This window comes from Lysobacter niastensis (assembly GCF_015453285.1).
Taxonomy (GTDB): Bacteria; Pseudomonadota; Gammaproteobacteria; order Xanthomonadales; family Xanthomonadaceae; genus Lysobacter_J; species Lysobacter_J niastensis.
In genome coordinates, this window is sequence record NZ_JADLZT010000006.1 from 283,904 (window position 1) to 310,022 (window position 26,119).

22 protein-coding genes are annotated in these 26,119 nt (G+C 63.7%); 7 read left to right on the forward strand and 15 right to left on the reverse strand.

Annotated features, from left to right (window positions below; translation table 11 throughout):
• The first annotated feature begins 50 nt into the window (after window positions 1–50).
• Both IU514_RS12435 and IU514_RS12440 read left to right on the forward strand, forming a co-directional pair.
• Entirely contained in the window at window positions 51–497 is a 447-nt protein-coding gene (locus tag IU514_RS12435) for an Hsp20/alpha crystallin family protein (RefSeq protein ID WP_194931421.1), read from the forward strand.
• Window positions 498–681: 184 nt separating this feature from the next.
• Window positions 682–1,404 (forward strand): helix-turn-helix domain-containing protein, encoded by a 723-nt coding sequence (locus IU514_RS12440; protein WP_194931422.1) that lies wholly within the window; start codon window positions 682–684, stop codon window positions 1,402–1,404.
• A gap of 5 nt (window positions 1,405–1,409) precedes the next feature.
• Here IU514_RS12440 and IU514_RS12445 read toward each other — a convergent pair whose 3' ends face one another.
• From IU514_RS12445 to IU514_RS12455, 3 genes are all read right to left on the reverse strand, one after another.
• Entirely contained in the window at window positions 1,410–1,643 is a 234-nt protein-coding gene (locus tag IU514_RS12445) for a hypothetical protein (RefSeq protein WP_194931423.1), read from the reverse strand.
• Between the two features lie 96 nt (window positions 1,644–1,739).
• The gene (locus IU514_RS12450) at window positions 1,740–2,225 is read right to left on the reverse strand and encodes a CDP-archaeol synthase (RefSeq protein WP_194931424.1); all 486 of its coding nucleotides are present in this window, start codon (window positions 2,223–2,225) and stop codon (window positions 1,740–1,742) included.
• 29 nt (window positions 2,226–2,254) lie between these two features.
• Window positions 2,255–3,256, reverse strand: coding sequence for a zinc-dependent alcohol dehydrogenase family protein (locus tag IU514_RS12455; RefSeq protein WP_324187833.1), 1,002 nt, complete (start codon window positions 3,254–3,256; stop codon window positions 2,255–2,257).
• A gap of 96 nt (window positions 3,257–3,352) precedes the next feature.
• On the opposite strand from IU514_RS12455, the gene IU514_RS12460 reads away from it, so the two are divergent.
• On the forward strand, window positions 3,353–4,708 hold the full coding sequence (locus IU514_RS12460; protein ID WP_194931425.1) for a phosphoribosyltransferase family protein: 1,356 nt from the start codon (window positions 3,353–3,355) through the stop codon (window positions 4,706–4,708).
• 18 nt (window positions 4,709–4,726) lie between these two features.
• Here IU514_RS12460 and IU514_RS12465 read toward each other — a convergent pair whose 3' ends face one another.
• Both IU514_RS12465 and IU514_RS12470 read right to left on the reverse strand, forming a co-directional pair.
• Window positions 4,727–6,724, reverse strand: coding sequence for a PAS domain S-box protein (locus tag IU514_RS12465; protein ID WP_194931426.1), 1,998 nt, complete (start codon window positions 6,722–6,724; stop codon window positions 4,727–4,729).
• 10 nt (window positions 6,725–6,734) lie between these two features.
• Window positions 6,735–7,466 carry a response regulator gene (locus IU514_RS12470; protein ID WP_194931427.1) on the reverse strand — a complete coding sequence of 244 codons (732 nt, stop codon included), beginning with the start codon at window positions 7,464–7,466 and terminating at the stop codon, window positions 6,735–6,737.
• 138 nt (window positions 7,467–7,604) lie between these two features.
• On the opposite strand from IU514_RS12470, the gene IU514_RS12475 reads away from it, so the two are divergent.
• A complete protein-coding gene (locus tag IU514_RS12475) occupies window positions 7,605–8,423 on the forward strand; it encodes a universal stress protein (protein ID WP_194931428.1) in 819 nt (272 codons plus the stop codon).
• 49 nt (window positions 8,424–8,472) lie between these two features.
• Here the strand turns inward: IU514_RS12475 and fdhF are convergent, their stop codons facing one another.
• Both fdhF and IU514_RS12485 read right to left on the reverse strand, forming a co-directional pair.
• The gene (gene fdhF / locus IU514_RS12480) at window positions 8,473–11,175 is read right to left on the reverse strand and encodes a formate dehydrogenase subunit alpha (RefSeq protein WP_228760690.1); all 2,703 of its coding nucleotides are present in this window, start codon (window positions 11,173–11,175) and stop codon (window positions 8,473–8,475) included.
• A 104-nt stretch (window positions 11,176–11,279) separates the two neighbouring features.
• Window positions 11,280–12,638 (reverse strand): NRAMP family divalent metal transporter, encoded by a 1,359-nt coding sequence (locus IU514_RS12485; RefSeq protein ID WP_194931429.1) that lies wholly within the window; start codon window positions 12,636–12,638, stop codon window positions 11,280–11,282.
• A 531-nt stretch (window positions 12,639–13,169) separates the two neighbouring features.
• Here IU514_RS12485 and IU514_RS12490 point away from each other — a divergent pair.
• Window positions 13,170–13,799 (forward strand): hypothetical protein, encoded by a 630-nt coding sequence (locus IU514_RS12490; RefSeq protein ID WP_194931430.1) that lies wholly within the window; start codon window positions 13,170–13,172, stop codon window positions 13,797–13,799.
• A gap of 263 nt (window positions 13,800–14,062) precedes the next feature.
• On the opposite strand, the gene IU514_RS12495 is transcribed toward IU514_RS12490, so the two are convergent.
• The 5 genes from IU514_RS12495 to IU514_RS12515 form a co-directional block, all read right to left on the reverse strand.
• Window positions 14,063–16,060, reverse strand: coding sequence for an AAA family ATPase (locus IU514_RS12495; protein ID WP_194931431.1), 1,998 nt, complete (start codon window positions 16,058–16,060; stop codon window positions 14,063–14,065).
• On the reverse strand, window positions 16,060–16,356 hold the full coding sequence (locus IU514_RS12500) for a hypothetical protein (RefSeq protein WP_194931432.1): 297 nt from the start codon (window positions 16,354–16,356) through the stop codon (window positions 16,060–16,062). The genes IU514_RS12495 and IU514_RS12500 overlap by 1 nt, the downstream gene beginning before the upstream one ends.
• The gene (locus IU514_RS12505; RefSeq protein ID WP_324187834.1) at window positions 16,353–16,556 is read right to left on the reverse strand and encodes a helix-turn-helix transcriptional regulator; all 204 of its coding nucleotides are present in this window, start codon (window positions 16,554–16,556) and stop codon (window positions 16,353–16,355) included. The genes IU514_RS12500 and IU514_RS12505 overlap by 4 nt, the downstream gene beginning before the upstream one ends.
• A 125-nt stretch (window positions 16,557–16,681) precedes the next feature.
• Complete coding sequence (locus IU514_RS12510; protein ID WP_194931433.1) at window positions 16,682–17,950, reverse strand: tyrosine-type recombinase/integrase; 1,269 nt, start codon at window positions 17,948–17,950, stop codon at window positions 16,682–16,684.
• Window positions 17,951–18,732: 782 nt separating this feature from the next.
• Entirely contained in the window at window positions 18,733–18,996 is a 264-nt protein-coding gene (locus IU514_RS12515; protein WP_194931434.1) for a heavy-metal-associated domain-containing protein, read from the reverse strand.
• 513 nt (window positions 18,997–19,509) lie between these two features.
• Between IU514_RS12515 and IU514_RS12520 the strand changes: the two genes are divergently transcribed.
• Window positions 19,510–20,523: a zinc-dependent alcohol dehydrogenase family protein gene (locus IU514_RS12520; RefSeq protein ID WP_194931435.1), complete on the forward strand. Its 1,014-nt coding sequence runs from the start codon at window positions 19,510–19,512 to the stop codon at window positions 20,521–20,523.
• A gap of 116 nt (window positions 20,524–20,639) precedes the next feature.
• Window positions 20,640–20,951, forward strand: coding sequence for a cupin domain-containing protein (locus tag IU514_RS12525; protein WP_194931436.1), 312 nt, complete (start codon window positions 20,640–20,642; stop codon window positions 20,949–20,951).
• 16 nt (window positions 20,952–20,967) lie between these two features.
• On the opposite strand, the gene IU514_RS12530 is transcribed toward IU514_RS12525, so the two are convergent.
• The 3 genes from IU514_RS12530 to hutH form a co-directional block, all read right to left on the reverse strand.
• Window positions 20,968–23,325 (reverse strand): heavy metal translocating P-type ATPase, encoded by a 2,358-nt coding sequence (locus IU514_RS12530; protein ID WP_194931437.1) that lies wholly within the window; start codon window positions 23,323–23,325, stop codon window positions 20,968–20,970.
• A gap of 326 nt (window positions 23,326–23,651) precedes the next feature.
• Window positions 23,652–24,584: a formimidoylglutamase gene (gene hutG, locus IU514_RS12535; protein ID WP_194931438.1), complete on the reverse strand. Its 933-nt coding sequence runs from the start codon at window positions 24,582–24,584 to the stop codon at window positions 23,652–23,654.
• Window positions 24,584–26,113: a histidine ammonia-lyase gene (gene hutH, locus IU514_RS12540; RefSeq protein WP_194931439.1), complete on the reverse strand. Its 1,530-nt coding sequence runs from the start codon at window positions 26,111–26,113 to the stop codon at window positions 24,584–24,586. Before hutH ends, hutG begins: the two co-directional genes overlap by 1 nt.
• Window positions 26,114–26,119: the final 6 nt, after the last annotated feature.

The window sequence follows — 26,119 nt, forward strand, 5'->3', positions numbered from 1 at the left end:
TTACGCGCCCAAGCGGTGGGCGCCAAAGTCATCCAAACTGGAGCGCCGTCATGGCCATTCCCACCCGCTGGCATCCGATCCGCCAGATCGCCCGTTTCGACCCGTTCCCCGAACTGGAGGATCTGGTGCGCAGTTTCGGCCTGCACAGCCCGCTCGCGCGTCAGTACGAGCACACCCTGGAAATGCGCATGGACGTGCACGAGGATGACAAGGGTTACCGCGTCACGATCGACATGCCCGGCGTCAAGAAGGAGGACATTGACGTCTCGATCGAGGGCAACCAGGTCACGGTCACTGCCGAAGTGAAGCGTGAGCAGGGTGGCGAGGCCGAGAAGGAGCTGTACAGCGAACGCTACAGCGGCAAGGCCTTCCGATCCTTCACCGTGCCATCCGACATCGACAGCGGCAGCGCGGAAGCCAATTACGATGGCGGCGTGCTGAGGCTGGTCCTGCCCAAGAAGGCCGGCAGCCCGTCGCGCAAGCTGTCCGTCAACTGACCCCAGGGGACGCGGGCCGAGTTCGAGCGCGATTCCGAGGCGCCCGTCGACAAGAGCCCCGACCGCCCAAAGCGGTGGGGCTCCTGTGACCGGCACCCGTTGTTACCTTCCGTTACACATCGATCGTCATCGTGTTGCGAAGCGTCGCTAGGCTTGCTCCAGGACCCGCCCTGGAGCCGCCGCGATGTTGGATGCCCTGGATTCTTCCTTCAGTGCACTCGAGCCTGCCCTGCTGGAGGAGCTTGCTCCGCCCGTGCCAGCAGGACTCCTTCCAATGGAGGCGAGGTTCGGCAGCCTGCCGGTGCAGCGGCGCCGACTGAACGCGCGTCGCTATCTGTTTCGGGCCGGGCAGCCCCGGCACGCCCTCTATCTAGTGCACGCAGGCTTCTTCAAAACTTGCCTGCTCAGTGAGGACGGCCGGGAGAAGATCACCGGGTTCCGAATGCGCGGTGACCTGCTCGGACTCGAGGCGCTGGACCTGCCCAATTACACCTGTGACGCCATCTCGCTCGATGTCGGTGAAGTCTGGGAGATCCCCTGCAGCCTGCTGCGAGCGGGCCCCTCCGACGTCACGGAAGCGATCACGGCAGCACTGGCGGGCGAGATCCGGCGCGACTGGCACTGGATGCTGATGGTGGGCACGCTCGCCGCCGATCAGCGGGTCGCCGCGTTCCTGCTCGATCTGTCGACGCGACTGGAGTCGCTGGGGTTCAGCAGCCGGCATCTGCTGCTGCGCATGACCCGAGGCGATCTTGCCAATTACCTGGCGCTGAAACTGGAAACCGTCGTGCGTTCGCTTGCGCGCCTGCAGGGGATGGGCCTGATCCGGGTCGACCGCCGCGAGATCCGCATCGAAGACCGGTGCGGTCTGCAAAGGCTGGTGACGCGGGCGCATGCGGTGCATTGAGCCGGTTAGTCCGGCTCCCAGTCCAGATCGAAGTCCTCGCGTCCCTGCAGGACCTGCTGCGCCACGGCCATCACCCGATCGGAAGCAAAGGTCGCGGTCCAACCTTCAATCTGGTCCGGCTCGGGAGCCAGCTCATCGTCACCTTGGAGTTCGTCAAGCAGCGCGAGGAGCTGCGCGCATTCGTCGTTGGTCAGTGTGCCCAGATGGCGGCCACTTCGTCGGTCATAAAGTCTTGGCATGAGGGGGCTCCGTGCGCGCGATTCTGACAGAGGAATCATGGAGGCCCGACACTGCGTCGGTGTTGACCGGGGTCAACGATGCCGCACGTTGCGGCCTCACCATGGGGAGGCCTTGATACCCAGCGCACAGGAGATACGGTTCACCAGCAAGTCGCCCACAAAGGTGGCAGCGAGGATCAGGGCTACGTCGCCCGCGGACAGCGTGATCCACGGCCCCACCAGCAACAACGCGCCGACCGCGAAATCGAGCTGGTCGAACGGAAGCCATCGCGCGCCCGGCGCGATGCCGATGCGACGCTTGAACAGGCTCTTGATGGCGTCGCCAGCGGCGACGCCGATCCCCATGCCGAGTCCGATCCAGAGCCAAGGAGCGTGTACCGCCCAGACGGCAGGCCGGCCGAGCCCGGCCTGCGCGGCGGTGGTCAGTACACCCGTGGCAAGGGCCAGCGCAAAGCCGACCACAGTCTTGTGACCACCGAACAGGCGGGTGCTGATCGGCCGATTCCAACCCCTCCAGTAGCGGACGAACGGCGGCGCCATGTTGGCCAAGTAGGCCGGCGCCATGAAGTAGAGCAGGGACAAGGGGCGCATTGCGATAACCGCGCTCGGTCTCAATCCGGTACCAGCACGGCCGCGCCGCGCAACCGGCCATCGCGCAGGGCCTCCAGTGCCGCATTGGCATCGGCGAGTGGATAGCGCTGCACGTGCGTCTGTACGCTCGCCAGCTTCGCCACCTCAAAGAAGGTTCGGCCGTCGTCGCGCGTCAGGTTGGCCACCGAGGTCAGATGGCGCTCCCCCCACAGTAGGCGGTAGGGAAAGGCGGGAATGTCGCTCATGTGAATGCCGGCGCAGACGACACGCCCGCCCTTGCGCACATTGCCCAGTGCAGTAGGCACCAGCGCTCCGTCCGGGGCGAACAGGATGGCGGCATCGAGCGGATGTGGTGCCGGCTCATCCGAGCCGCCCGCCCAGCAGGCTCCCAGCGTGCGCGCGAATTCCTGCATCGCCAGATCACCCGGGCGGGTGAACGCATGGACGAGGATGCCCTGTGCCATCGCGATCTGCGTGAGGATGTGCGCGGCCGCACCGAATCCGTAGAGGCCCAGACGCGGGCAGGGGCTGGCGGCGCGGAGCGCACGCCATCCTATGAGCCCCGCGCACAGCAAGGGCGCTGCCGCCACCGGATCGAGCCGGGCGTCCAAAGGCAGGCAATAGGCAGCGTCGGCGAGCAGGTGCGTGGCATACCCTCCGTCGCGACTACAGCCGGTGAATTGGGCGCTATCGCACAGGTTCTCATGGCCCCCGCGGCAGTAGCGGCAGTCACCGCACGTCCACGCCAACCAGGGCACGCCGACGCGATCGCCTAGTGCCAGCGTGCGAACGCCGACGCCGATCCCGTCGACCTCGCCGATCACTTCGTGCCCCGGCACGATCGGATACACCGCCTGCGGCAATTCACCGTCGATGACGTGCAGGTCGGTGCGACATACGCCGCAGGCCTGCACCCGGATCCGCACCTGTCCCGCGTCGGGCGCGACAAGGGGGCGCAAGGTTTCGACCAGGCGCGTGTGAGGTTTGCGCAGCAACATCACGCGGGATTCGGAGAGTTTCATGCGGACCAACCTGTCCGATGCGAGCGTGGCCTGCCCACATGTCGACACTTTGACGCAGGTCAAACTCGCTAGCGAAGGTCGCCTCACAGTGTAGCCATGAGCCCCTTCCACACCCACGCCGTAGCCCACCTCCCATTTGAAGATCGGAGCGAGGCCGCGCGCCGGCTCGGGGACGCGCTTGTCCAGTATCGCGGCCAGCACCCATTGGTCCTGGCGATACCGCGGGGCGCCGTGCCGATCGGGAGGATCGTTGCCGACATGCTGGGCGGCGAGTTCGATGTCGTGCTGGTTCACAAGCTTGGTGCGCCGACCAATCCCGAGTTGGCGATCGGCGCCGTCGATGAGCGTGGCACCGTTCTGCTGAACGAGAATGCGGCATGGACCGGTGCCGACGACGCCTACATCCGGCGCACGGCACAGCAACAACTGGAGCTGATCGACGAACGCCGACTCCGTTACCGCGCCGGCCGGCCTGCACCCGTCGTCGAAGGCCGCACGGTCATCGTGCTGGACGATGGCCTGGCGACCGGCGCGACGATGGTCGCGGCGTTGGGTGCGGTACGCGCGCAGCGTCCGGCCAGGCTCGTGTGCGCTGTTCCGGTGGCGGCCCGCGAGAGCCTCGCGGAGGTCGCTCGTCTCGCCGATTTCACGGTGTGCCTGGCGACACCGTCGCCATTCCATGCCGTGGGCCTGTACTACCGGGATTTCTCCGAAGTCAGCGACGGGCAAGTGGCCGCACTGCTGAGCGCGACGACCGGCGCGCCCCCCCCTCTGTCGCACATGGCGGGCGCGCGCGCGGTTCGGATCGCAACCGAGGAAGCGGTACTCGATGGCGACCTGATGGTGCCGCCGTCGCCACGCGGCCTGATCTTGTTTGCGCATGGGTCCGGCAGCAGTCGTCACAGCCCTCGCAACCGCTTCGTTGCCCAAGTGCTGAACCACCGCGGGCTCGCCACGCTGCTCTTTGACCTGCTGACGCCAGTGGAGGACGCGGAAGGGCATGCCCGTTTCGACATCGCGCTGCTTGCACAGCGCTTATCAGCAGCCCTGCAATGGACGCGCAACGAGGCGGGGCTGAAAGACTTGGGGATCGGCCTGTTCGGTGCCAGTTCGGGCTCCGCGGCGGCCTTGGCCGTGGCGGCCATGCGCCCGGACCGGGTCGTGGCCGTGGTATCGCGCGGGGGCTGTCCGGACCTAGCGGGAGGATGGGTCCTTGCGCACGCGCATACGCCGACGCTGCTGATCGTCGGTGGCGCCGATGAGGAAGTTCTCAAGATCAACCGCACCGCCCAAGCCCTCATGGGGCATTGGGCGGAACTGGTCGTCGTACCTGGTGCGACGCATCTGTTCGAAGAACCCGGGGCGCTCGAGGAAGTTGCCACCCACGCGGCGAACTGGTTCGCGCGCCACTTCCGCAATGCGGCCACGACCGGCTCTGCGGTCACGCTGTAGGAGGTGGCGCACCGCTGTCTATGTAGGCCTTCCGAGGCTGCGGCGCAGCGCCATCGCCAGTTCCTCATGGCGATAGGGCTTTCGCAGCAGTTCAAACCCGTCGGATGGATCGCGTGCCACCGGCACCACGTTTTCATCGGCGTAGCCGGACGTGAGCAGTACCGGCAAGGCCGGTCTGAGCGCTCTCGCGGCAAGTGCGAGTTCGTGCCCGTCCATCCCGCTTCCGAGCCGGACATCGCTGAAAAGCAGCGAGATCGTAGGATCCTCCTGCAATTGATGCAGGGCTTCCATGGCGCTCCCGACCCCGCGCACGCGATAACCTATCGAACCCAGGAATGCCTCGGCGATCTTGCGAACCTCGTCCTCGTCCTCGACGACCAGAATGGTTTCACCGCTGCCGGGTGCCAGGACAGGCAGCGGTGCCGAAGCGACAACCGCAAGGGGAGGCGCGGTGGGCAGAAAAAGCTCGACCTGTGTGCCGTAGCCAAGTCGGCTGTCGATGCGCAGAAATCCGTTGCTCTGCTTGACGAACCCATAGACCATGCTCAGCCCGAGCCCATTCCCCATCTCGCGGGTCGTAAAGAACGGCTCGACCGCATGCGCCAGCGTCTCCGGCGTCATGCCGCTACCGGTATCGCCGACGGTAAACACCACGTAATGACCCGGCTCGACTTCGCTGTGGCGCTCGCCCGGCGTGATTCGGCAATCACGGGCCGAGAAAGTGATCTCGCCACCCTGCGGCATGGCATCGCGTGCGTTCAACGCCAGGTTCAGCAGGGCGGTGTCGAGCTGGGCCGCGTCGACGTAGGCCGGGGCGACGGGACCCTGGTTCTCGATTCGCACCCGAATCGATTCACCGAGTGCGCGCTGCAGCATGCCGGCAATCTCGCGCAGCAATGCTTCCGGATCGACCGCGCGAGGCAACAGGCGCTGGCGCCGCGCGAATGCCAGCAGCTTGGCGGTGAGTTCGGCGCCGCGTGACACCGCCCGCAGCGCGCTTTCGATCAGTTCCGAAGACTGCGGCGGCAAGTCCGTCTGCTCCTCAAGCAACTGCAGATTGCCGGACATTACGGTCAGCAGGTTGTTGAAGTCATGGGCGACGCCACCTGTCAGCTGCCCGATCGCTTCCAGTCGCTGCGCGTGCGCCAGCTGCTCCTCGGTACGTCTCCGCTGGATCATCGCGGCAAGCAGGTTGGCCACCAGCTGCAGCAAGTGCATGGCGTCGTGGTCGAAGCGCTGGACTTCCGGCGCCAAGACGATCAGCGCGCCGATCGGGTGCTCGCGATCGCCGATCGGCATGACAGCGCCGCGGCGGAACCGACCATCGTCCGGTTGCGGCCAATCGTCCTGGGAACCGTCGGCTAGCATCTCGGCGACGAGCGGTTGGCCATTGACGAGCGCGCGCCAAAGCCCGGTCTCGGCGTGTGGCCTCCGGACGAACCGCTCCATTCGTTCCGGGGCGATGCCGTGCGCACCGGCTACGCGTATCGATTGGCCATCCGGTGCGAGCATCACGACCATCACCGCTTCAGCCTGCAGCGCTTCCTTCAGTTGCTCAGGCAAGCCTTCGATCACGGTTTCGTCGGACGAGGCGAGTGCAAGCTGGCCAACGCGCGCTACCAGCGCGTCGTATCGCCCCCGTACGAGGGCTTGGCGCACACGCTGGCTTTCCGATACGTCGCGAATCACCGCCAGGTACAGCGTGCGCCCTTGGGATTCCAGCGGCCCCAACGAGATTTCTACAGGAAACTGGCCTCCGTCCAGACGCTGTCCGGTCAGGGACAATCCCGTCGTCCCCATGGGCCGCACACGGGGGGCGGACATGTATTCGACGCGGTGCTGGGCGTGACGGGCACGCGTGCCTTCAGGCATCAGAGCCTCGATCTGAATGCCGTCCAGACCTTGCGGCGGGTATCCGAACAGGCGTTCGGCCGGGCCGTTGGCCCGGACGACGCGGCCGCCTTCGTCCACCACGATCAGTGCGTCGGGCAGGAGTTTAAACAGTTCCCTCAGCACGAAGCTTGCCTCAGCCGGCGTGGATGGGGGCCGCGAACAGGTAACCGGCACCGCGCACCGATTGGATGAGCCGCGGTTGCCCTGGGTCGCGTTCGATCTTGCGCCTTAAGCGACCGATCTGGGCATCGATCGCCCGATCCAGAGGGCCGACATCGCGGCCGTGCAGATGATTCATGATCTGGTCGCGGCTGAGCACCTGGTTCGGGTGCTCCAGCAGGAAACGGAGCAGCTCGAACTCGCCCGTGGTCAGGGCGACATCCTGCCCGTCGCGACCGGTCAGGTGGCGTGCCGCCACATCCAGGCGCAAGCCGTCGAACTCCAGCCTCGGCGCCTCGGCGACACCGTTCGGATGGGATCGACGCAGCACCGATCGAACCCGGGCGAGCAACTCCCGCAGATCGAATGGTTTGCTGATGTAATCGTCCGCGCCCAGCTCCAGGCCGACCACGCGCTCGACCGGCTCGCCACGGCCACTCACCACGATGACGGGGCCGTGCCAGTGTTGCTGGAACCCGCGCAGCAGGCTGAGCCCATCGGCATCGGGCAGCCCGAGGTCCAACAGGATCAGGTCGATACGCTCATGCTGCAGGATCCGCCGCAGCCCGTCGGCGTCGCCGACATGGCTGACCCGGTAGCCGTGCCCGCCCAGGTACCGGGTCAGCAGGCGACCGATCTCTTCGTCGTCGTCCACCACCAGCACATGGGGTTGCGCTTCGGTCGAAAATGCTTCGCGGGCGAGCATGCCTGGGCCCCGGTTTTCGATACCGACCAAGCATAGAACGAATGTTCCATGGCCGCAGGGTGGGGAATTTGACCTACATCAATGGGCCCGATCCAACCGAGCGCCAGGATCGTAGCCCCACGCCTCAGGTCGACCGCGATGCGAGACATTCTTGTGCTGGCCCAGACGTCGGGCCCCTGGACCCATGCCACTGAGTATGCGGCGCGTCTGGCGGCGATGCTGGGGGGGAGCCTGACCGGACTGTGGTGCGCGCCGCCGCCGAATGCCGTGATCGCCGGCGACGTCGGTGCCATGGTGGCCGTCTCGGTCGACCTCCCTGATCCGGAACTGGAGGTCGCAGTCGCCGCAGCCGGGCAATTCCAACGCTGGGCCGCGTCCCTCGGAGTGCCACACAGCGACTGGCTGGCCTGCGAGGCCGACACCGCCGCAGCCGTCCGCCACGTCGGCCAGTGGCACGACCTGTTGGTGTTGGGAAGCGACCAGAACGCGCCATGGGGGGGCGAGTCGGCGTTAGCAGAGATCCTCGTGATCACGCGACGCCCGTGCCTCGTGGTGCCGGAGTTCCAATCGCGCCCGCCGCGCCTGGACCGCATCGCGGTGGCCTGGGATGGCTCGACCACCGCCTTGCGCGCCTTGCACGCAGCAATGCCGCTGCTGCAGCGGGCTGGTCGAGTCATCGTGCTCGATGGAGAAAAAGGGCGGGACTTCCGCCTCTCGCTTCCAACGTTTGACCTGGATCGGTACTGGGAGCGGCACGACATGGCGGTGGAGCGCGTACGCCTTACCAACGCGGTTGGCCCGATCGGGGGAGCGCTGTTGAGCGAGGCCGTTGCGGCCAACGCCGACCTGCTCGTCATGGGGGCGTTCGGGCACACGCGCCTGCGCGAGTGGGCGCTGGGCGGCGTTTCGCGGCACATGCTGGAGCACAGTCCGATTCCGCTGCTGATGGCTCATTGATGCGAGAAGCCCAAAGCAAAGAGGGGCAGGACGGAGCCCGGGTCAGAACTCATGCCAGCCGCACGCGGACCGCGACCACCTTATATTCTGGGGCCGAAGTAACGGTATCTCGGACCGGACCGGTGAGCCTGTTCAGCATCCTGGCCGGATCGTGGAAGGTGGCAAACAACTGCCCGGGCGCAACTGCATCGCTGACCCGCAGCGGCAACACCACTTCGCCATGCCGGCTCTCCACACGAACCGGCATGTCATCGCGCAAGTCGAGTTGCCCGGCATCGTAGGGATGCATGTCGAGCGTGTCAGTCGGACGCAGCAGCTGCTGTCGGGTTCGACCGGTCATGGTGCCGACGTTGAAGTGGTGCAGGGTGCGCCCGGTGGTCAGCAGGAACGGATATTGCTCACTCGTGCATTCCGTCGTCGGCCGATAATCAACCTGCTCCAGCTTCGCCTTGTCCGCGTTGGCGAATCGCCTTGCGTGAAGGACCGCCGTCCCCGGGTCATACTCGTCGACGCAGGGCCACTGCAAGCCATGCCGGGAGCTGCGCCCGTAACTGATGCCCGCAACGGCCGGCCACACGGCTCGGATCTCGTCCCACACCGCTTCAGCGCAGGTGTGCCGGAACTGGTCACCGAAGCCGAGCTCGCCGGCGAGCCGACAGAGAACCTCCGCGTCGCTCAAAGAGTCCCCACGCGGTGCGACGGCGCGCCGCACCCGCTGGATGCGGCGTTCGGAATTCATGAACGTGCCGTCCTTCTCGAAACTGGACACGACCGGCAGGAACACGTGGCCGAACGAGTTCGCGGTTTCGTTGAGGAACATATCCTGGACTATCACCAGATCCAATTTGGACAGCGCCATCGCTGTGACGTCCGCGTTCGCAAGGCTGGCGAAGATGTCGTAGCCGATCACGTACAGGGCCTTGAGCTTGCCGGCATGCGCCGCGTCAATCATCGTCACTGCATTGAGGCCCGGCTTGTGGGGGAGGGCGACGCCCCAGGCCGCTTCGAAACGTTGGCAGGCGTCGACCAGGCGCACCGAACCGGTGAGCGTGCCCGGATCGCATCCCATGACGGCGGCGCCCTGCACGTTGTTCTGGCCACGGAGCGGATTGATGCCGCTTCCCGCGCGGCCAAGGTTGCCGGTGAGCAGCGCCAGGTCAATCAGTGCCATGACTCCCTGCGTACCTTGCAGGTGCTCAGTCAATCCCAAGCCATGCAGGGCCATCGCCGGACGTTCGAGTGCGTACAGCCGGGCTGCGCGACGGATAGCGTCGGCCGGTACACCGCTCAGTTGTGTTGCACGCTCGGGCGTCCACGGTGCCATGAAGGCGGCCAGACCCTCGACGCCTTCCACGCGTGCCGCGAGGAAGTCGCGATCCACCAGGTCTTCGGCAAACAGCACATGGGCGAGTGAATTCAACAACGGCACGTTGGTGCCGGGACGAGGCGCCAGGTGTACATCGGCGATCCTCGCCAGTCCCGTGCGTCGAGGGTCGATCACGATCAGATGTGCGCCTCGCTGCGCCTGCTGGCGGATCCGGGCACCCACCACGGGGTGGTTCTCCAGCGGGTTGGCGCCGACGACCAGCAGCGTCTTCGCCTGTTCGATATCGTCGAAGCTGTTGGTCGCCACTCCCGTGCCGAGCATGTGCTTGAGCGCCGCGGCACTGGGTGTGTGGCAGACGCGTGCGCAACAGTCGACGTTGTTGGTTCCGATCACGACACGCGCGAATTTCTGGGTGAGGTAGTTTTCCTCGTTGGTTGCACGCGAGGAGCCAAGCACGCCGATTGCATCGGGCCCGTGCTCCGCCGCGACGCGCCGCAGGCCGTCTGCCGCAAGCGTGATCGCTTCAGCCCAGTCGGTACTGCGCCAACGACCATCGTGACGCACCTTCGGCACCGTGATGCGGTCGGCCGCATCGACATATCCATGCGCGTACCGCCCCTTCACGCACAAGTGCCCCTTGTTGGAGGGAGCGTCGATCACCGGTCGGGTAGCGACGATGCGGTCTCCGGCGACGCCGACCTCGAGCTTACAGCCGACGCCGCAGTAGGGGCAGGTTGTTCGCGTCCATTCAGTCGGGACTGGTTCGTGCCAGGCCGAGGCATCGGTCAGGGCAGCCGTCGGGCAGGTGTCGACACACGCACCGCAGCCGACGCAAGGACTTTTGGCGAGTGGCAGACCTCCCTCGGTATCGATGCGAAGGTCATCGCCGCGTCCGAACACGTGCCACACCGACTCGCCCTGCAGATCGTCGCAAATCCGCACGCAGCGCCGGCAGGCGATACAGCGATTCATGTCAACCCGGATATGGGGGTGCGAGACGTCGATTGCGATCGGATGATCCAACCCTGCTCGCGCAGGAACACCGAACTCGCGCAACAAGCGGTGCAACGCCTTGTCGGGGAATCGCTCCATCTCCTCGGGTGCAACGCGTGCGGCCAGTTGCTCCAGGAGATTTCGGCGAAAGGCATCCAGCGACGCACTGCCGCTCCGGATCGAGCAGCCGTCGCGCAGCGGTTCGCGGCAGGCCGGACGGTTGGAGAAGGGAAGCCCGCGGGGCAGGCTGACTTCTACCGCACATACCCAGCATTCGCCGACGGGCGTCAGGCGATCGTCGTGGCAGAGCGTTGGCACGCTGATGTTCAGCGTGCGTAGCGCCTGAAGCATCGTCAGGCCATGCGGAAACTGGCGTTCAACGCCATCGACTTCGACCGTCTGCAGAGGGGGATGTTCCGATGCCATCGCCATCGTGCATGTCCAACAACTAATGATCTTGGTGCGCGCACCAGCACAGGTATTGATCTAAATCAACACATCTGGTTTCCATAGGGCTTCCCGCGGCCGCCACTACGTTAGGAACTCGCGCTTGCGCCGATCCAACTCCATACGAGTGCCGAAATACATGAAAGGATCAGCAGAATGCTCATCCAGCCTGTGATGGTCGAGACCCTTCCTGACCTGGAATCGCCCATGACCTTTGGATCGCGCGCGAGCAGTTGGAGTGCGATCACATGCAACGGCAACATGACCGCATTCACCACCTGGCTGCTGTAAATGATGGGAATGAGGGGCAAGCCGGGCAGCGAGACGACGCTTGCGGCCGCCACCGTCAGGATCACGAACGCTACGTAGAAGATCCGGAAATGGTGTGAATCCAGGTCGAGGGAGGCCGGCGAGCCGACACCTTCGGCAATCGAATATGCGGTTGCGAGCGGAACGATCGCCGCCGCCAGTAGTGCCGCGCCCAGCAATCCGGTGCCAAACAATGCAGTCGCGAATGGTCCGGCAAGCGGGCGAAGCGCGGCGGCGGCATCACTCGCTTCGTCAATGTGCGCACCGGCGCGATAGAGCGTGGCCGCACATGCGACGGCTATGGCCAGTCCGATGAGGCCAGTCAGTAGTGAACCGATGACCACGTCGATTCGCTCCCAACGCAGGTTGGCAAGCGTGATCTTCTTGTCGACAGCGTAAGACTGAATGAACGCCAGGCCCCAGGGCGCGAGCGTCGTGCCCAGGGTCGCGGCGACGGCAATCCAACCTGCGGCATCGTGGGGCGCATGCGGGACGATCGAGTTGTGCCAGACTAACGACCAGTCTGGTGTGGCCAGAATGCCATCGAGCAAGTAGAGGCCCAGAGTAGCCGACACGATCAGAAGGACGCGTTCCACACGGTGGAACGAACCGAGTACGACGACGAGCGAGATCAGCGTCGCAGAGATCGGAGCACTGATCCATGGCGGGATGCCGACGAGCGAACATGCGGCGGAAATGCCCGCGTATTCCGCGCAGATCGTCCCGAAATTCGCAAACACCAGACCGACCACCGCTGCATATCCCCATCGGTGCCCCCAGCGTTCGCGAATGACGCCGACAAATCCCTTGCTCGTCGCCGCACCAATGCGCATCGCCATCAGGTGGAACTGGACGAGCAACACCGTCGATGCCGGGATGATCCACAACAGCCGATAGCCGTGATCGGTCCCCAGGATCGAATACGTGGTGATTCCGGCCGGGTCGTCGTCCGAGAGGCCGGCCAGTAACCCGGGGCCGAGCACGGCCAGGAATGCGGCTAACGCTCCCAGCCCGCTTGCGCGAAGTCGAGCGAACCGGAGCGCGACGCCGCGCCGATGGTGCGCGACGGCATGCGCGGGGGCGCCTGTGCGCTCATGGAGACGACGAACCAGGCCGCGCTTCCTTTTGTGGGCACTCATGTCGACTGGTTGGATGCACGTCTGGTGTTAGGGTAATCCCCACCGCCATGCCTCGGACACTGCCCTCGTGCCGGGCAGTCGCGCGGGCCATCGAACCGCCGGCGCAGAGCCGAAGCCGCTTCGCCGGTTGCCCGCGATCCCGGCGACTGAGACGCCGTGTTTGATATCTAGCGGGCACAGCAGACGCCGACCGAGCCTACCGTCGTGCGGTTCTATGGAGGGGGCACAGCGGCGATAACCGGGCCTTATCGTCAGTAGCTATCCCGCTAGGCCAGCTGTTCGGTCCCAATAGTCCAGTCGTCCTGATTTGACGCTTTCGTGAGTGGCCGCAGGTTCTCGGGCCTGCGCAGATAGCCCACCCGGGCTAAGAGGTAATTGATATACCTATGGGTACAGTAATCAAAAAATGAGTTTCTAGGGACTACGCACGCCGAAGAACGGGCGGTGTCGACGCCCCCGCATGCGCGCCCCCTTAGGAAGGACCCAACAACTCCCATATCATCGAAGGAGGGCATTGGGGAGTCTTGGGGAATGGAACTTCTATCCGCGCTTAAGAATGAAGTCTTTCGGCCACTGGCGTCGGTCGTATTACCAGGCGTGTTGGCGTTGGCTCCGTATGTGATCGTCACCTGCAACTTAATTCCCGACGTCTTCAAGTTCTATCAGTCGCAGGCGACTTGGTTCTTGATCGTCGTTCTGGCCTGCGGAACAGTGGCAGGAATGCTTCTGGAAGACATCGGGTCGAGCATCGAACGGGGTATCGACCGATGCATGGACCTGGAGTACCTGTACGGGCATGACAAGGTGTGGCTTGCGTACCTGTCTGACGGGACCACGGACAACAACGGACGGCGATTCCTAGGCGCAGCTGTCACGCGCTTGAAGTTCCTAAACTCTCTAATGCCTGCGCTGTTCTTCTTCGCGATTGGCATCGTCTGGCTTCACTGCCAAACAGGCCTCTGGAAGGATTCGTCCGTATTTATCTTCTGTCTCTGCGCGCTCGGACTTTTGAGTTGGATGTTTAGAGCATCGACTGAGCTAAGCGAAGTTGCCCTCGACGACTCGTTTTTGCCTGCTCAAGCGGGAGGACCAACCAAAGGAATACGACGTAAACGCGATCACGGTTCGAAGGATGCGCCACTTCGCATATGCGATCGGTGAGGTCATTACCTCCAGAGCATCTGATATCGACCTGAGAGGTCGTCACCCCATGGCAGTGGTTCCTGAATCGTTCTTGCTGTTCTTTGGTTTCAAGAAAACCAAGATTGATATGCAGGCTCCACCACAATCCGAGTATCGGGACTAGCTGCTCGTTGCCTGTCCGTTTCGTCCGTCGTCCGGTTGCCTATAGGCAAACCGGACAAACCGGACGCGGCAAATCGGGCAAACAGGACGCAAACCGGACGCAAACCGGACGCTGGGTTTCACAGCGCGCGGACGTAATCTCCATATTCGATGGCAATCTTTCCAGCGGTTTGAAGCGTATTGCGCAGGTCGTAGAACCGCTTCCGGTCGATGTCCTCGCCTGCAAGCCTGGCGCGCCATTCGTCAAGCTTCACGCGAGCGCCGTTCGGATCGTGCCCGCTGCGCTCCAGTCGCTGGCGGCGCTCGGCTTCCAGTTCCGCCAAGATTTGCAAGGCGACTGTCTGATGGCGACCGCGGCCAGCCTTACCAGCCTTCGCTGCAGGAACATAGGAAACGCCACTAAGGGCAACGCTATGCAACGGCTGCCCGTCGTCATCCCGGATCGGAAGCTCTACGCGATCCATGCGAAACGCGATTGGCTCGGGTTGCTCAGCGTCCTTCATCTTCGTGGCCTCGATGCGGACAAGGCCGTTTTCGTCCTTGGTGACCGAATACTCGGCGTCCAGCGCGCCCTTCAGTGCGGTTGAACCACGCGCGCGGGTCTTGTCGGCATGGCCCGAGTGGTGAACGATCATGACGCACGCGCGAAACCGCGTGCGGAGGTATTCGTCGAGGTTGGCAACGAATGCGCCCATGTCCTGCGCGCTATTTTCATCGGCGCCGCCGAAATTGCGGGCCAAGGTGTCGATTACAATGAGGGCCGGGGCTTGCCCACTCGTCTTAGCCAGTTCCTCGACAGCTTCGGAAACCGCTTTGGCTGCAGCCATATCGAACAGGCGAGCAGGTCGCAGGCTCACGAACAGCGGAGCGCCCTTCAAAGAAACCCCGTTGTGTACCTCCCAACCGGCGAAGCGCCGCGCCAATCCGTTTTGACCCTCACCGGCGATATAGAACACGGGGCCCGGGGTCGTGCGGCGGCCATGCCAAGACGTACCCGTGGCGACGCAGCAGGCCAGATCGATGGCTGTGAATGACTTACCGCAGCCAGGGTCACCGAACATCAGCGCCAGAGAATCGGTTTCAACGTAGTCGCGCACCAGCCAGGCAATGGGCTTGATGTTCTCTCCGATCAAGTCGCCGACGCGACAAAAGGCGAAGGACCGCGCCCCAGCAGCGTCGTGAGCGGCAGTGACCTGTTGTTCGTTCCGGAGCAACTCCCGTACAACTTCGATCCCATCACGGATGTGCAGGTCGTTCACGTCTGCGCCGTCGGGCAGGTCACTGGGCAGCTCAATCCACGTGCAGCCCAAGCGTTCGGCATCCGCTTCGCGGGCCGACTCCTTTCCGCGGTCAGCCACCAGCACGAGGTGTGACGCATGGGATCGCACGGCGGCCGCAACGCGGGACGTGTTGCCTGATCCAAAGGTCACCACGGCAGCCGCGCCTGTCGCTTCGTGAACTGTCCATGCGGCACCGATACCCTCGACAATGTAGGCGGGTGTGTCATTGCGGAGGTCGCCAACGACATGAAACGAGCCCGAGAGGGGCGCGCCGGGCAGATTCAGCTTGTTGACCTTGCCACGGCGAGGGGCGATGAATTGCAGACTTTGCAGGTCGCCTGCAGCATCGCATGCAGGCAGCATCAGCCAGCCATCGACGCAGGTATTGGCGATCTTCAGTGAGCCGCGATATACGCGAAGCCCATCCGGCTTGCCACCTTTGCCTGCGATGTAGGCGTGATTGGCTGATGCGGGCTCAGCTGCCTCCCACAATTTGCCAGGATCGTGTGCGCGCGTGTTGCGAACTGGCGCTGGCGGCGCGCGCGACGACCTTACCTGAGGGTTTTGCCCAGCCCAGTTGGAGCACCTCGCCAGGTAGAAGAGTGTAGCTGCGCCGATGCCCCTACCTGGCTTCAAGCTACGCCATGTGCTACGGACCGCAACGGCGTCGTACTTCGTCGGGTCCCGCTGCGACCAAGCATCGAAATCGGTCAAAGACACGCCGGCAGCTTGTGCTGCTGCGGCGATCTTCATCCATGTGTCATGGTCGCAGCCAGGATCGAGTGCGTGGAGCGCGGACAATGCGCGAGAACTCTCGCAAATGGAGTCGTCGAGCATCACTCCCATCCCCGTGCTGCTTCAACCTCGTCGTGCACAGCCTCGACGATCTTCCTCATGTCAGCGAACTTCAGGCGAACAGGCAGCTTCGCGTAACGGACCTGACGCGCAAGGATGCGGGGCAGGTAGTGCAAATACATGGTCGAGCTGCGCCCGGCCGTCTCGGCCGCGTAGATTGCATAGTTCCTGGCAGCCTGAGTTTGCTCCTCAATGCTCGTCGCAGTGATGAGCTTTGTATAGAACGCAAAGAGAGCGGAATGCAGGCGGCCGTCGACAGGCTTATCCATATCGCTCATGACGCGCACTCCTGGCGGCGGGCGATTCGTTCATTGACCCACGCTTGGACCTCAGTAAAAACCCAGCCGGCAGCCCTCGGGCCGATTTTGAGTTGTTTGGGGAATGTCCCCTTCGCCATGTGATCGTAGATCGTGGCGCGGGGAAGGCCGGTCATTTCTGATACGGCCGGCAAGCGGATAATCTTGATCTGTTCTGACACGCTGACACCCTGTTTCTAGTGGACGGGGTCAGTGTGGAAGGGCGTCTAACTGGAAACCTCTCGCGGGATTTCCATCGCCAACTTGGAAGGCGGTGGGGCTAATGGTTCCTGTAAGCCATTGATTTTTAGAAGCCGAGTGCAGGTAGCCTAGCGATTCCGGCCTTAACTTCAGAAGGGAGGAGGGCGGCGTAATGCTTGCGCGTAATGCGACTGTCGCTGTGTCCAAGAGCCTTCGCTACGAGCTCGATGTCCTTCGTAGCCACTAGCAGAAGCTTTCCGTAGGTCGCGCGCGTGGTCTTAAAAGTCACTTCTTCAAGTTGGGCGGCAAGTACTGCCGTGGCCATCGGCTTAGCCGCATCGGACCGCGCCCATGGAGCACCACCCTCCCTGACAAATATCGGATCATCTTTTTTGCGATCGGCCGTCAAAGCTTGAAACAGGGCGACGCCCTCAGGCGTGAGAGGCTGAGTCAGCGTCTTATAGGTTTTGGACTGGCGAATGGTTACGGTTCCATGGGCGGCGTCGAAATCCCGCACGCGCATTGTGCAAAGTTCGCCGTAACGGGCACCAGTCATGAGCGCTCCCTGCAGCAGAGTTCGCAAGTCAGTCGGGGCAGCGCCCAGCAGTCGCGCTATTTCGTCCTTGTCTAGCATGCGCGGCACTGGGTCATCGCCCAGGGCGAAGGGCGACACGTTCCGCCACCAATCCGCCATGTCGTCTGGCAACGCGTCGTGCTGGCGTGCCCATGTGAGGGCGGCCTTCGCTATCGTGAGAATACGGTTTGCGGTCGCACGCCGACTACGGACCCGCTCAGGGTCGGTCGCGTCGAAGTCTTGGGTCTTGCCGCGTACGGTCGGAGCCACAGTCGCCATGCTGGCGTGCCACTTCCGCATTGCCTTGGCATCCAGGGCAGTTACCAGTTTGGATCCAATGTCCTTACGCGCGTGACGCTCCCAAACTTGATTTGACATTTGCGCGGTGGATTTCGGCATCACCCGATTGAAGCGTCCGCCAGGCGTAACCTGGCGCTGCTCCAGGTAGTCGTCAAAGACTTGATTTAGTGTTAGACCGTCGGAGTAATGACGGGGGAGGGGCTTGCGATCCTCCAATTGCATGGTCGTCGCCAGCTTCACGGCCTGGGAGTAGGACAGCACGATGGTGCCGTCGGCCTTGATTCCGTCGTCGGGGGTTCCTATTCGCTGCTTTCGATAGGCACCTGCAGCCCGTTGGCGCACGAACCATGAAACATCCCGAACGCCTTTGGCGTAGCCGATGGCCGTGCCCGGAACCAACTCGACCCAGTACGGCTCGCGGCGCACATGAAGTCGATTGCGAGCCTCCGCGCTCGATATCCGCACTCCGCTCTGGCGGCTATTTACGGGCTTTCTAGCCATGGGTGAAATCCTCTGTCTTGCAGTCGCCACCGGCGCGGTCGTTCCCAACACTGCGGTAAAGTGCGGTAACTTACCGACCTAGATGCCATTGGATGCTACCGTACAGTAAGCATGGAAAAAAGCAACACTATCAAATGGTTAGGTATTCACAGATGTGAATGTTTTAACGCAGATGACGGCGCCAATGACACCCTTTCACGGTAGCGACCGGGGTTCGAATCCCCGTGGGGACGCCAACTAGAACAAGCACTTAGGGCTGCCGAGAGGCGGCCCTTAGTGTTTTCCGGAGTTCATCCGTAATTAATCGCCCGATAGGCAACCGATAGGCAACCGGTAGGCAAGTTTCTCGCCCCGAGGCGGTCGCGAGGATCGGCTTGCCGAATGAACGACCTCGGCATAACCCTGTCGTTCTTCGGATGCACACGTGCTATTGGACGATTGGCACGGCGACACAGGAACGCACGTCAGTCATCTTCCGCGCGGGCGCGGTTCATCCCATTACGGTCCGCTCTACTATTCGCATTCGCTAGCAGTTAATCGCCGGCTGCTCGCCCGCTACGCGGTCGGCTTTGAGGCCACAACTGGGGGCCTCTACGCTCCGCGAAATCTGCAGCTCACGGGAGCTATTGCCGTGATCTATCACATCTCGGGGCGCAGCCAGTGGACGCAGCAAAAACGCGACCAGCAGCGCACGCGTTGGCCACCGTGGCGATGCCGTTGAACCGAGCGATTACGTTGCGCTCCGAACTTGCGTCTGGAAGTACGTTGACGCGCGAACACCCTCAGGCGTGGCAGGTGCCGCAGCAACTTCCCTGGTTGGCGGGGGCAGTGTCCGATGGCGCGTCATCTCCCAAGATGGATACTACGCTGTAGCCCTCGTCATGGATGGCTTTGACGGCGGAGTTCACGTCAAGAGGGCTGTCGATGCAAACCTCTTCGGTGGTGAGGTCGACATGGACCAACGCCGAGGGATCGAGCCTCTGGATGGCGGTGGTGATGGCGCGGACGCAGCGGCCGCATGTCATGCCTTCGACGATCAGTTTCATAGTTTGCTCCTTGTCGCCGGCGGACTGCCGGCGGGAGGGAGCGTCCGCCTTGCCTCCGTGGCAAGGTCAAGCCCCGGAGAGGCGATGGCCACCACGTCCCAGGTCGAACCGGTTGGGTGTTGACCTTCCCATAGTAGTAACGCCCACCCTGCATCCAGCCTCAGGAAGCCGTGTGCCATGAACCTGTCCCTTGCTCAACTGCTGCCGCCCTCCTGGAGGCGTTCCGTCTTGGCATTCGCGCATGCGACCTGCGCGTCCAACGCGCCTCATCGGACGAGTAGAGAAGAGGCCTCACGTCAAGTATCACGTTCGGTGAGGATCCGGACATGAACCAATCGCAATCCACGCGTGCCCGATTCAAGGATGCTTTACGCAATGTCGCGGCGCTGGCCTTCCTTGCATTCGCGACTGTCTCGCCGTTCCAGGTGGGATAGCGTCCGAAGCGCCGATGGCATCGGCAGGATGACGGCCACTCCCACTTCCCACGTGAAACACTGACTGGAATCAGCCGCCATGAAACTCTATCGACTGCGCCGGGGCGAAGGCACCTCCGGCCTCCATATCGACCATGCACAGGATCGCGCCCCTGACGCCCATGAAGTGCGGGTTCGCATGCACGCCGCCTCGCTGAACTATAGGGACCTTCTGGTCGCACAGGGACGGATGGGCACGGGTGAGCTGCGAGTACCCCTGTCCGATGGCGTCGGTGAGGTCGTGACAGTTGGTCGGGCCGTCACGCGTTTCGCCTGCGGCGATCGCGTCATCCCGACATTCTATCCGCATTGGCTGGCGGGGCCGCCCTCCGGTGAGGCGGTCAGCGAGTCGCTCGGAGGAAACGTCGACGGCGTGTTGTCCGAGTACGTCATCGCGAATGAGGATGCCCTGGTGCGCGCGCCCGAATCCCTGTCCTGGGCAGATGCCTCGACGATTGCTTGCGCCGGCGTAACCGCATGGCACGCACTGTTCGGTGAAAATCCGATGCGGGCCGGAGATCGGGTGCTGATCCAGGGCACCGGCGGCGTATCGACCTGGGCCCTGCAACTCGCGGTTGCTGCACGCCTGCGCGTGATCGTCCTTTCGGGCTCGGACGACAAACTGTCACGCGCCCGTGCCCTGGGGGCCGAGCAAACCATCAACTACGCGACCGAGCCTGAGTGGGACGCGCGCGTGCGAGACCTCACGGATGGAGGAGTAGACCGAGTCCTCGACATCGGAGGGGCCGACACGATCAGTCGCGCCATTCGCAGTACGAGATACGGAGGCACGGTGGCTACCATTGGTGGTGTCAGTGGCGGCTTTGCATTGAGCGTCGAGCCCTTTGCGCTCATAGGACGATCACTGACCGGAATTCTGGTGGGTTCGCGCACGATGGCCGAATCCCTGATCAGATTCGTCGATACGAACGGGGTCGTTCCGGTGATCGACTCCGTTTTCCCGTTTGATGGGGCAGCTGATGCCTATGCCAGGCTAGAGTGCGAACGTCCGCTCGGAAAAGTAGTTATCGATATCAGTGGCGGCAGCCGATAAAGACAACTCAAACGGGGCGCGGGAACTCGCTTCCCGGGGCATCCGGACTGAAAGAGTTGCCCAGGCTGCGGCCTGGGTGCCCGATTGCTGTCCAGAGAACAATAGGAATCATCACGATGGAGATCATCGAAAGCAGCACGTTCGTCAGCGATCGCGCATGGGGCAGCCGGCTCCTGCTGGAAATGCCAGACCATACCGTGAAGATCCACTGGACCGACCAGCCCTATCGCTGGCATCAGAACACCGGCGAAGAGCTGTTCGTGGTGCTCGACGGCGAAGTTGAGATGACCTACCTCGAGGAAGGCGAGGAGCGCATGCGCATCATCGCAGCAGGCCAGATGGCGCTGATCGGCAATGGAGAGCACCATGTGGCACGGCCGCGGGGCGAAGCGCGGATTCTCGTTGTCGAGAAAAAAGGAACCGACTGATCGTCGTCGACGCGGCTCAGTTTGCTGCGATGTCCTTCCTGCCCAACCGCAGCGCATTGCCGACCACCGAGACTGAACTCAGGCTCATCGCAAGAGCGGCGATCATCGGGCTGAGCAGCAGGCCGGTCAGCGGAAAGAGCACGCCGGCGGCGATCGGCACGCCCAGCGCGTTGTAGAGGAATGCGAAGGCGAGGTTCTGCTTCATGTTCGCCACGGTCGCCCGCGACATGGACTGTGCCCGGGCAATGCCACGCAGGTCGCCTTTGACCAGCGTGACCTGCGCGCTGGACATCGCCACGTCCGTTCCCGTACCCATCGCGATGCCGATGTCGGCGCCGGCGAGCGCAGGGGCGTCGTTGATGCCGTCGCCGGCCATGGCTACCTTGCGGCCTTCGGCCTTTAGTCGCTGGACCAGTTCCACCTTGTCCTTCGGCCGTACTTCGCCGTAGATCTCGTCGATCCCCAAGGCGCGCGCGACGGCATGGGCGGTGGTGGCGCCATCCCCGGTGGCCATGACGATCCGCAGGCCGGCCTGGTGCAGGGCGCGAATGGCCTCCGGCGTAGAAGCCTTGATCGGATCCGCGACGGCGATCAGGCCGGCCAGTGCACCGTCGACGGACACGAACATCACGCTCGCGCCGTCCTGACGCAGGCGCTCGGCCTCATTGGACAGCGGCGCAGTGTCAGTGCGCTCCTCCCGCATCAACTCGGTGTTGCCGACCGCGATGCGCCGGCCGCCGACGCGCCCGCGCACGCCGATACCGGTCGCGGACTCAAAGCCGTCTGCTGGCTGGAGCGACAGGGCACGACGGCGCGCCTCGGCGACGATCGCGTCGGCGAGAGGGTGTTCGCTGCCCGCATCCAGGCTCGCAGCCAGCGAGAGCAGAGCGTCCTCGTCGAAACCGGCGGCGGGAAGGGCTGAGCGGAACGCCGGTTTGCCTTCGGTCAGCGTGCCGGTCTTGTCGACGATCAGGGTGTCTATCCTGCGGAAGTTCTCTATTGCTTCCGCATCACGGAACAGCACGCCGGACTGCGCCGCGCGGCCGGTGGCCACCATGATCGACATCGGCGTCGCGAGCCCCAGTGCGCACGGGCAGGCGATGATCAGTACGGACACGGCGTTGAGCACGGCGTAGGTCCATGATGGCTCGGGGCCGAAGGCACCCCACGCGAAAAACGTCGCCACCGCCACGGCCAGCACCGCCAGCACGAACCAGAACGCCACCCTGTCGGCCATGCGCTGCATCGGCGCACGGGATCGCTGCGCCTGTGCGACCAGCTGGACGATCTGCGCGAGGGCGGTCTCTGAACCCACTTTTTCGGCCTGGATCACCAGGCTGCCGGTACCGTTGAGCGTCGCGCCGAAGACTTTCGCGCCGCGGTCCTTTTCGACGGGAATCGGTTCCCCGGTCAGCATCGATTCGTCCACGCTGGAACGGCCTTCGACGACGACACCGTCGACCGGCACCTTTTCGCCGGGGCGGACCCGGAGACGATCGCCAACGTGCACGTGGCTGAGTTCGATATCTTCCTCGCTGCCGTCATCGCGCAACCGTCGCGCGGTCTTTGGTGCGAGGCCGAGCAGTGCCTTGATCGCGGCGGAGGTCTTCGAACGCGCGCGTAGTTCCAGTATCTGGCCGAGCAGGGTCAGCGACACGATGACTGCGGCCGCCTCGAAATAGACGCCGATCCGGCCATGCTCGCGGAATGACTCAGGGAACAGACCCGGCGCCACGGTGGCAACGACGCTATAGCTGAACGCGGCGAGGACACCGGTGCCTATCAGCGTCCACATGTTCGGGCTTCGATTCCGAATGGACTGCGCGCAGCGCTCGAAGAACGGCCACCCCGCCCACAACACGACTGGCGCGCTCAATGCAAGCTCGATCCAGGTTCGCGCTTCGGTGGATAAGGCATGCAGGCGGTGCCCCAGCATCGCCAGCGCTAGCACCACCAGCGTCAGCGGCAACGTCCACCAGAACCGTCGCGTGAAGTCGGCCAGTTCAGGGTTGTCCTCGTCCTCGGGTCCAGGCATTTCCGGCTCAAGAGCCATGCCGCAGATTGGACAGGTGCCCGGATGAGCCTGGCGGATCTGCGGATGCATCGGGCAGGTGTAGATCGTGCCCGGTGCTGCCGCCTGCGGGGGCGGTGGTGCGCGATACTTCCGTGGTTCGGCGATGAATCGACCGCGACATGCGGTCGAACAGAAGTAATAAATAGACCCGTCGTGCTCCGCCCTGTGCGGCGTGGTTCCGGGATCGACTGGCATGCCGCAGACCGGATCGGTCGCCGCGGGAGATGGTACGCCGCCGATAGCCGCTGCATGGTGCTGATGCGCATCGTGGCCGCGGTGGCCGTGTCCAGATGTGTTCATGCATCCTCCATAGCGTGCAACGAGGATAAGTCATCGCTCGGGTGGCATGTGTTCATGGCGGCTCATCCAGACGGCGCTGCCCGACCAGTCCGCAACTCGAGTGGTCGACCAATGCTGGCCTCAATCGCGATCCGAGCCGGCACTCGTCGCTAGCGCGGGCGTGCGCCATTGAGCGCCGGCGTCGTCGCCATCATCGTGCCGATAGTGCCATTCGCGATCTGACGGATTCTGAGCTTACGGCCGCCAGACAAGTGAATGCGGCGTGATCTAAGAGACCGTTTGACCAAACTCGCGACGAAGGCCCTGCGTCGCGAGGGTCGGCAACGTTAACGCGATCTGCTGTAGGCAAGCGCTGTCTGATGGATAAGACGTGCCGCGACTCGCGCCGTGGTTCCGTCGCGATCAAAAGGGGGCGACAGTTCCGCGAAATCAAGCAGACGGACGCGCCCCGTCCCTATAACTGCAGCAATCAACGATTCGATGACCTCTAAATCAACACCGCGCGCACTGGGGGCGCTGACGCCTCCCGCTATCGAAGGGGGCAGCACGTCCAGACAAACACTGAGATAGATCGCCTCGGCCGGCTCGAGCCATTGCGCCAACTGAGTTGTCCGTGCATCGACATTGGCGACACTCAGTTCGCGGTCCAGCAAGTATTGGGTCCCGGTCGCTTCCGCAGTGCGAAACAGCCGCGCCGTGTTCGCCGACTCACTGACACCTAGGCAGATATAGTCCAGCTCTATACCGTGGCGCTGCGCGTGCTCGATTGCCTGGAGGAACGGCGTTCCCGAGTTGGGCGTGGCGCTCTCGCGTAGATCGAAATGTGCATCGAGATTGACGATGGCTAGGCGTCCTGCGCGGCTAGCTCGATGCTGTGCCAGACCCAAATAGCTCGCGAACCCGATCTCGTGACCGCCCCCCAAGCCAATCGGAAAATGGCCGGCGTCTAGTAGTGCGGCCAAGCAGTCTGCGAAATGCTGTTGCGCGACTTCCAAGTTTCCGGACTCGCACGCGACGTCGCCGGCGTCATAGAGCGGAACCCTCCCCAGCGCAGGGAGGTTGGAGAGCGCCCGGCGCAGCGCCGGTGGGCCGAGCGCCGCACCGATCCGACCGCCGTTGCGACGCACGCCTTCGTCGCAGGCGAAGCCGAGTAGTGCAATACCTGGCAAGGAGCTTGCCTCCGGCCGTCGCACCACCTGATGCCAGCGCATCGCATCGGCGTCTCGCGTCGAATCGACGCGGCCCTCCCATACCTCCATCAGACGACCGCCTTCGCGAAGGCATCGCCAAGAAACGTCGTGAAGACGTCGGTGGCAATCAGCTCATCGGCGGCGGCGATATCCGGCGCAAAATAGCGGTCCTCGTCGTAGCGGGTCACGACGCCGCGGAAGAGGGCATGGACTGCCTCAAGCCGTTCCGACGATCGCAGCGGCCGGCGGTACTCGATGCCTTGGCAGGCGGCCAGCAGTTCGATGGCAATGATGCGGCGCACGTTGACTGACACGTCCACGGCCTTGCGCGCAGCGAACGTCGCCATGCTGACATGGTCTTCCTGGTTGGCCGATGTGGGCAGCGAGTCGATGCTAGCCGGATGCGCCAGGGTCTTGTTCTCACTGGCCAAAGACGCAGCGGTGACATGCGCGATCATGAAACCGGAGTTGATGCCTGCATCGGAGACGAGGAAAGCCGGCAGCCCCGAGATGCTGGAGTCGATCAGCAAGGCAATGCGGCGTTCCGACAATGCACCCACCTCGGCAATCGCGATGGCGATCTGGTCTGCAGCGAAGGCGACCGGTTCTGCATGGAAGTTGCCGCCGGAGAGGACCTCGCCGGTATCGGGGAAGACCAACGGGTTGTCGGAAACTGCGTTGGCTTCGATGAGGAGGGTGGCGGCGGACTGACCGAGCACGTCGTAGCACGCGCCCATGACCTGAGGCTGGCATCGCAGGCTGTAAGGATCCTGGACGCGGGTGTCTTCGTGGCGATGCGATTCCCGGATGGCGCTGCCGGCCAGCAACTCGCGATAGAGTCCGGCGACGTGGATCTGCCCCGGTTGGCCGCGGATGGCGTGGATCCGTGGATCAAAAGGCGTGTCGGAACCACAAGCGGCATCGACGCTCAGGGCACCGGCGACCACCGCGGCGGAGAAGGCCTGCTCGGCCGCGAACAAGGCCACCAGCGCGATACCGGTCGAAACCTGCGTGCCGTTCAACAGCGCGAGTCCCTCCTTGGCCGCCAGGCGGATCGGTTCAATGCCGGCTCGCTTCAGACCCTCGGCTGCCGGCAGAACTGTCCCGTTTACGCGAACAGAACCTTCACCCATCGCGGCCAAGGTCAGATGGGCGAGGGGGGCCAGATCGCCGGAGGCTCCCACCGAACCCTGCGACGGGATGCACGGCCAGACTTGGGCGTTGTACATCGCGATCAATGCCTGGAGCATCTCCCAGCGCACGCCGGAGTAACCACGGGCCAGTGAAGCGATCTTCAACGCGAAGATCAGCCTCACCGTCGCATCGTCAAGGAGAGCGCCGACGCCGACGGCGTGTGAGCGCACCAGATTCGTTTGCAAGTGGGCTAGCTGTTCGTCCGGAATCTGGATCTTGGCCAGCTTTCCGAAACCGGTATTGATTCCGTAGGCGGGCTTGCCCGCCGCGACGATGTTCTGGACCGTGGCCGCGGAGGCGCGCACCTGGCCCTCGCACTCGTGCGGCAGAGCGATGGGTTCGAAGCGCGCCGCAATGGCGCGCAGTTGGGGCAGTGACATCTGCCCCGGATTGAGGGTCAACATGGGTGG

Coding starts and splice junctions, on each gene's coding strand:
- IU514_RS12435 (WP_194931421.1), top strand. CDS start 51: ATGGCCATTCCCACCCGCTGGCATCCGATCCGCCAGATCGCCCGTTTC.
- IU514_RS12440 (WP_194931422.1), top strand. CDS start 682: ATGTTGGATGCCCTGGATTCTTCCTTCAGTGCACTCGAGCCTGCCCTG.
- IU514_RS12445 (WP_194931423.1), bottom strand. CDS start 1,643: ATGCCAAGACTTTATGACCGACGAAGTGGCCGCCATCTGGGCACACTG.
- IU514_RS12455 (WP_324187833.1), bottom strand. CDS start 3,256: ATGAAACTCTCCGAATCCCGCGTGATGTTGCTGCGCAAACCTCACACG.
- IU514_RS12460 (WP_194931425.1), top strand. CDS start 3,353: ATGAGCCCCTTCCACACCCACGCCGTAGCCCACCTCCCATTTGAAGAT.
- IU514_RS12470 (WP_194931427.1), bottom strand. CDS start 7,466: ATGCTCGCCCGCGAAGCATTTTCGACCGAAGCGCAACCCCATGTGCTG.
- IU514_RS12475 (WP_194931428.1), top strand. CDS start 7,605: ATGCGAGACATTCTTGTGCTGGCCCAGACGTCGGGCCCCTGGACCCAT.
- fdhF (WP_228760690.1), bottom strand. CDS start 11,175: ATGGCGATGGCATCGGAACATCCCCCTCTGCAGACGGTCGAAGTCGAT.
- IU514_RS12485 (WP_194931429.1), bottom strand. CDS start 12,638: ATGAGTGCCCACAAAAGGAAGCGCGGCCTGGTTCGTCGTCTCCATGAG.
- IU514_RS12490 (WP_194931430.1), top strand. CDS start 13,170: ATGGAACTTCTATCCGCGCTTAAGAATGAAGTCTTTCGGCCACTGGCG.
- IU514_RS12495 (WP_194931431.1), bottom strand. CDS start 16,060: ATGCTCGACGACTCCATTTGCGAGAGTTCTCGCGCATTGTCCGCGCTC.
- IU514_RS12500 (WP_194931432.1), bottom strand. CDS start 16,356: ATGAGCGATATGGATAAGCCTGTCGACGGCCGCCTGCATTCCGCTCTC.
- IU514_RS12510 (WP_194931433.1), bottom strand. CDS start 17,950: ATGGCTAGAAAGCCCGTAAATAGCCGCCAGAGCGGAGTGCGGATATCG.
- IU514_RS12515 (WP_194931434.1), bottom strand. CDS start 18,996: ATGAAACTGATCGTCGAAGGCATGACATGCGGCCGCTGCGTCCGCGCC.
- IU514_RS12520 (WP_194931435.1), top strand. CDS start 19,510: ATGAAACTCTATCGACTGCGCCGGGGCGAAGGCACCTCCGGCCTCCAT.
- IU514_RS12525 (WP_194931436.1), top strand. CDS start 20,640: ATGGAGATCATCGAAAGCAGCACGTTCGTCAGCGATCGCGCATGGGGC.
- IU514_RS12530 (WP_194931437.1), bottom strand. CDS start 23,325: ATGAACACATCTGGACACGGCCACCGCGGCCACGATGCGCATCAGCAC.
- hutG (WP_194931438.1), bottom strand. CDS start 24,584: ATGGAGGTATGGGAGGGCCGCGTCGATTCGACGCGAGACGCCGATGCG.
- hutH (WP_194931439.1), bottom strand. CDS start 26,113: ATGTTGACCCTCAATCCGGGGCAGATGTCACTGCCCCAACTGCGCGCC.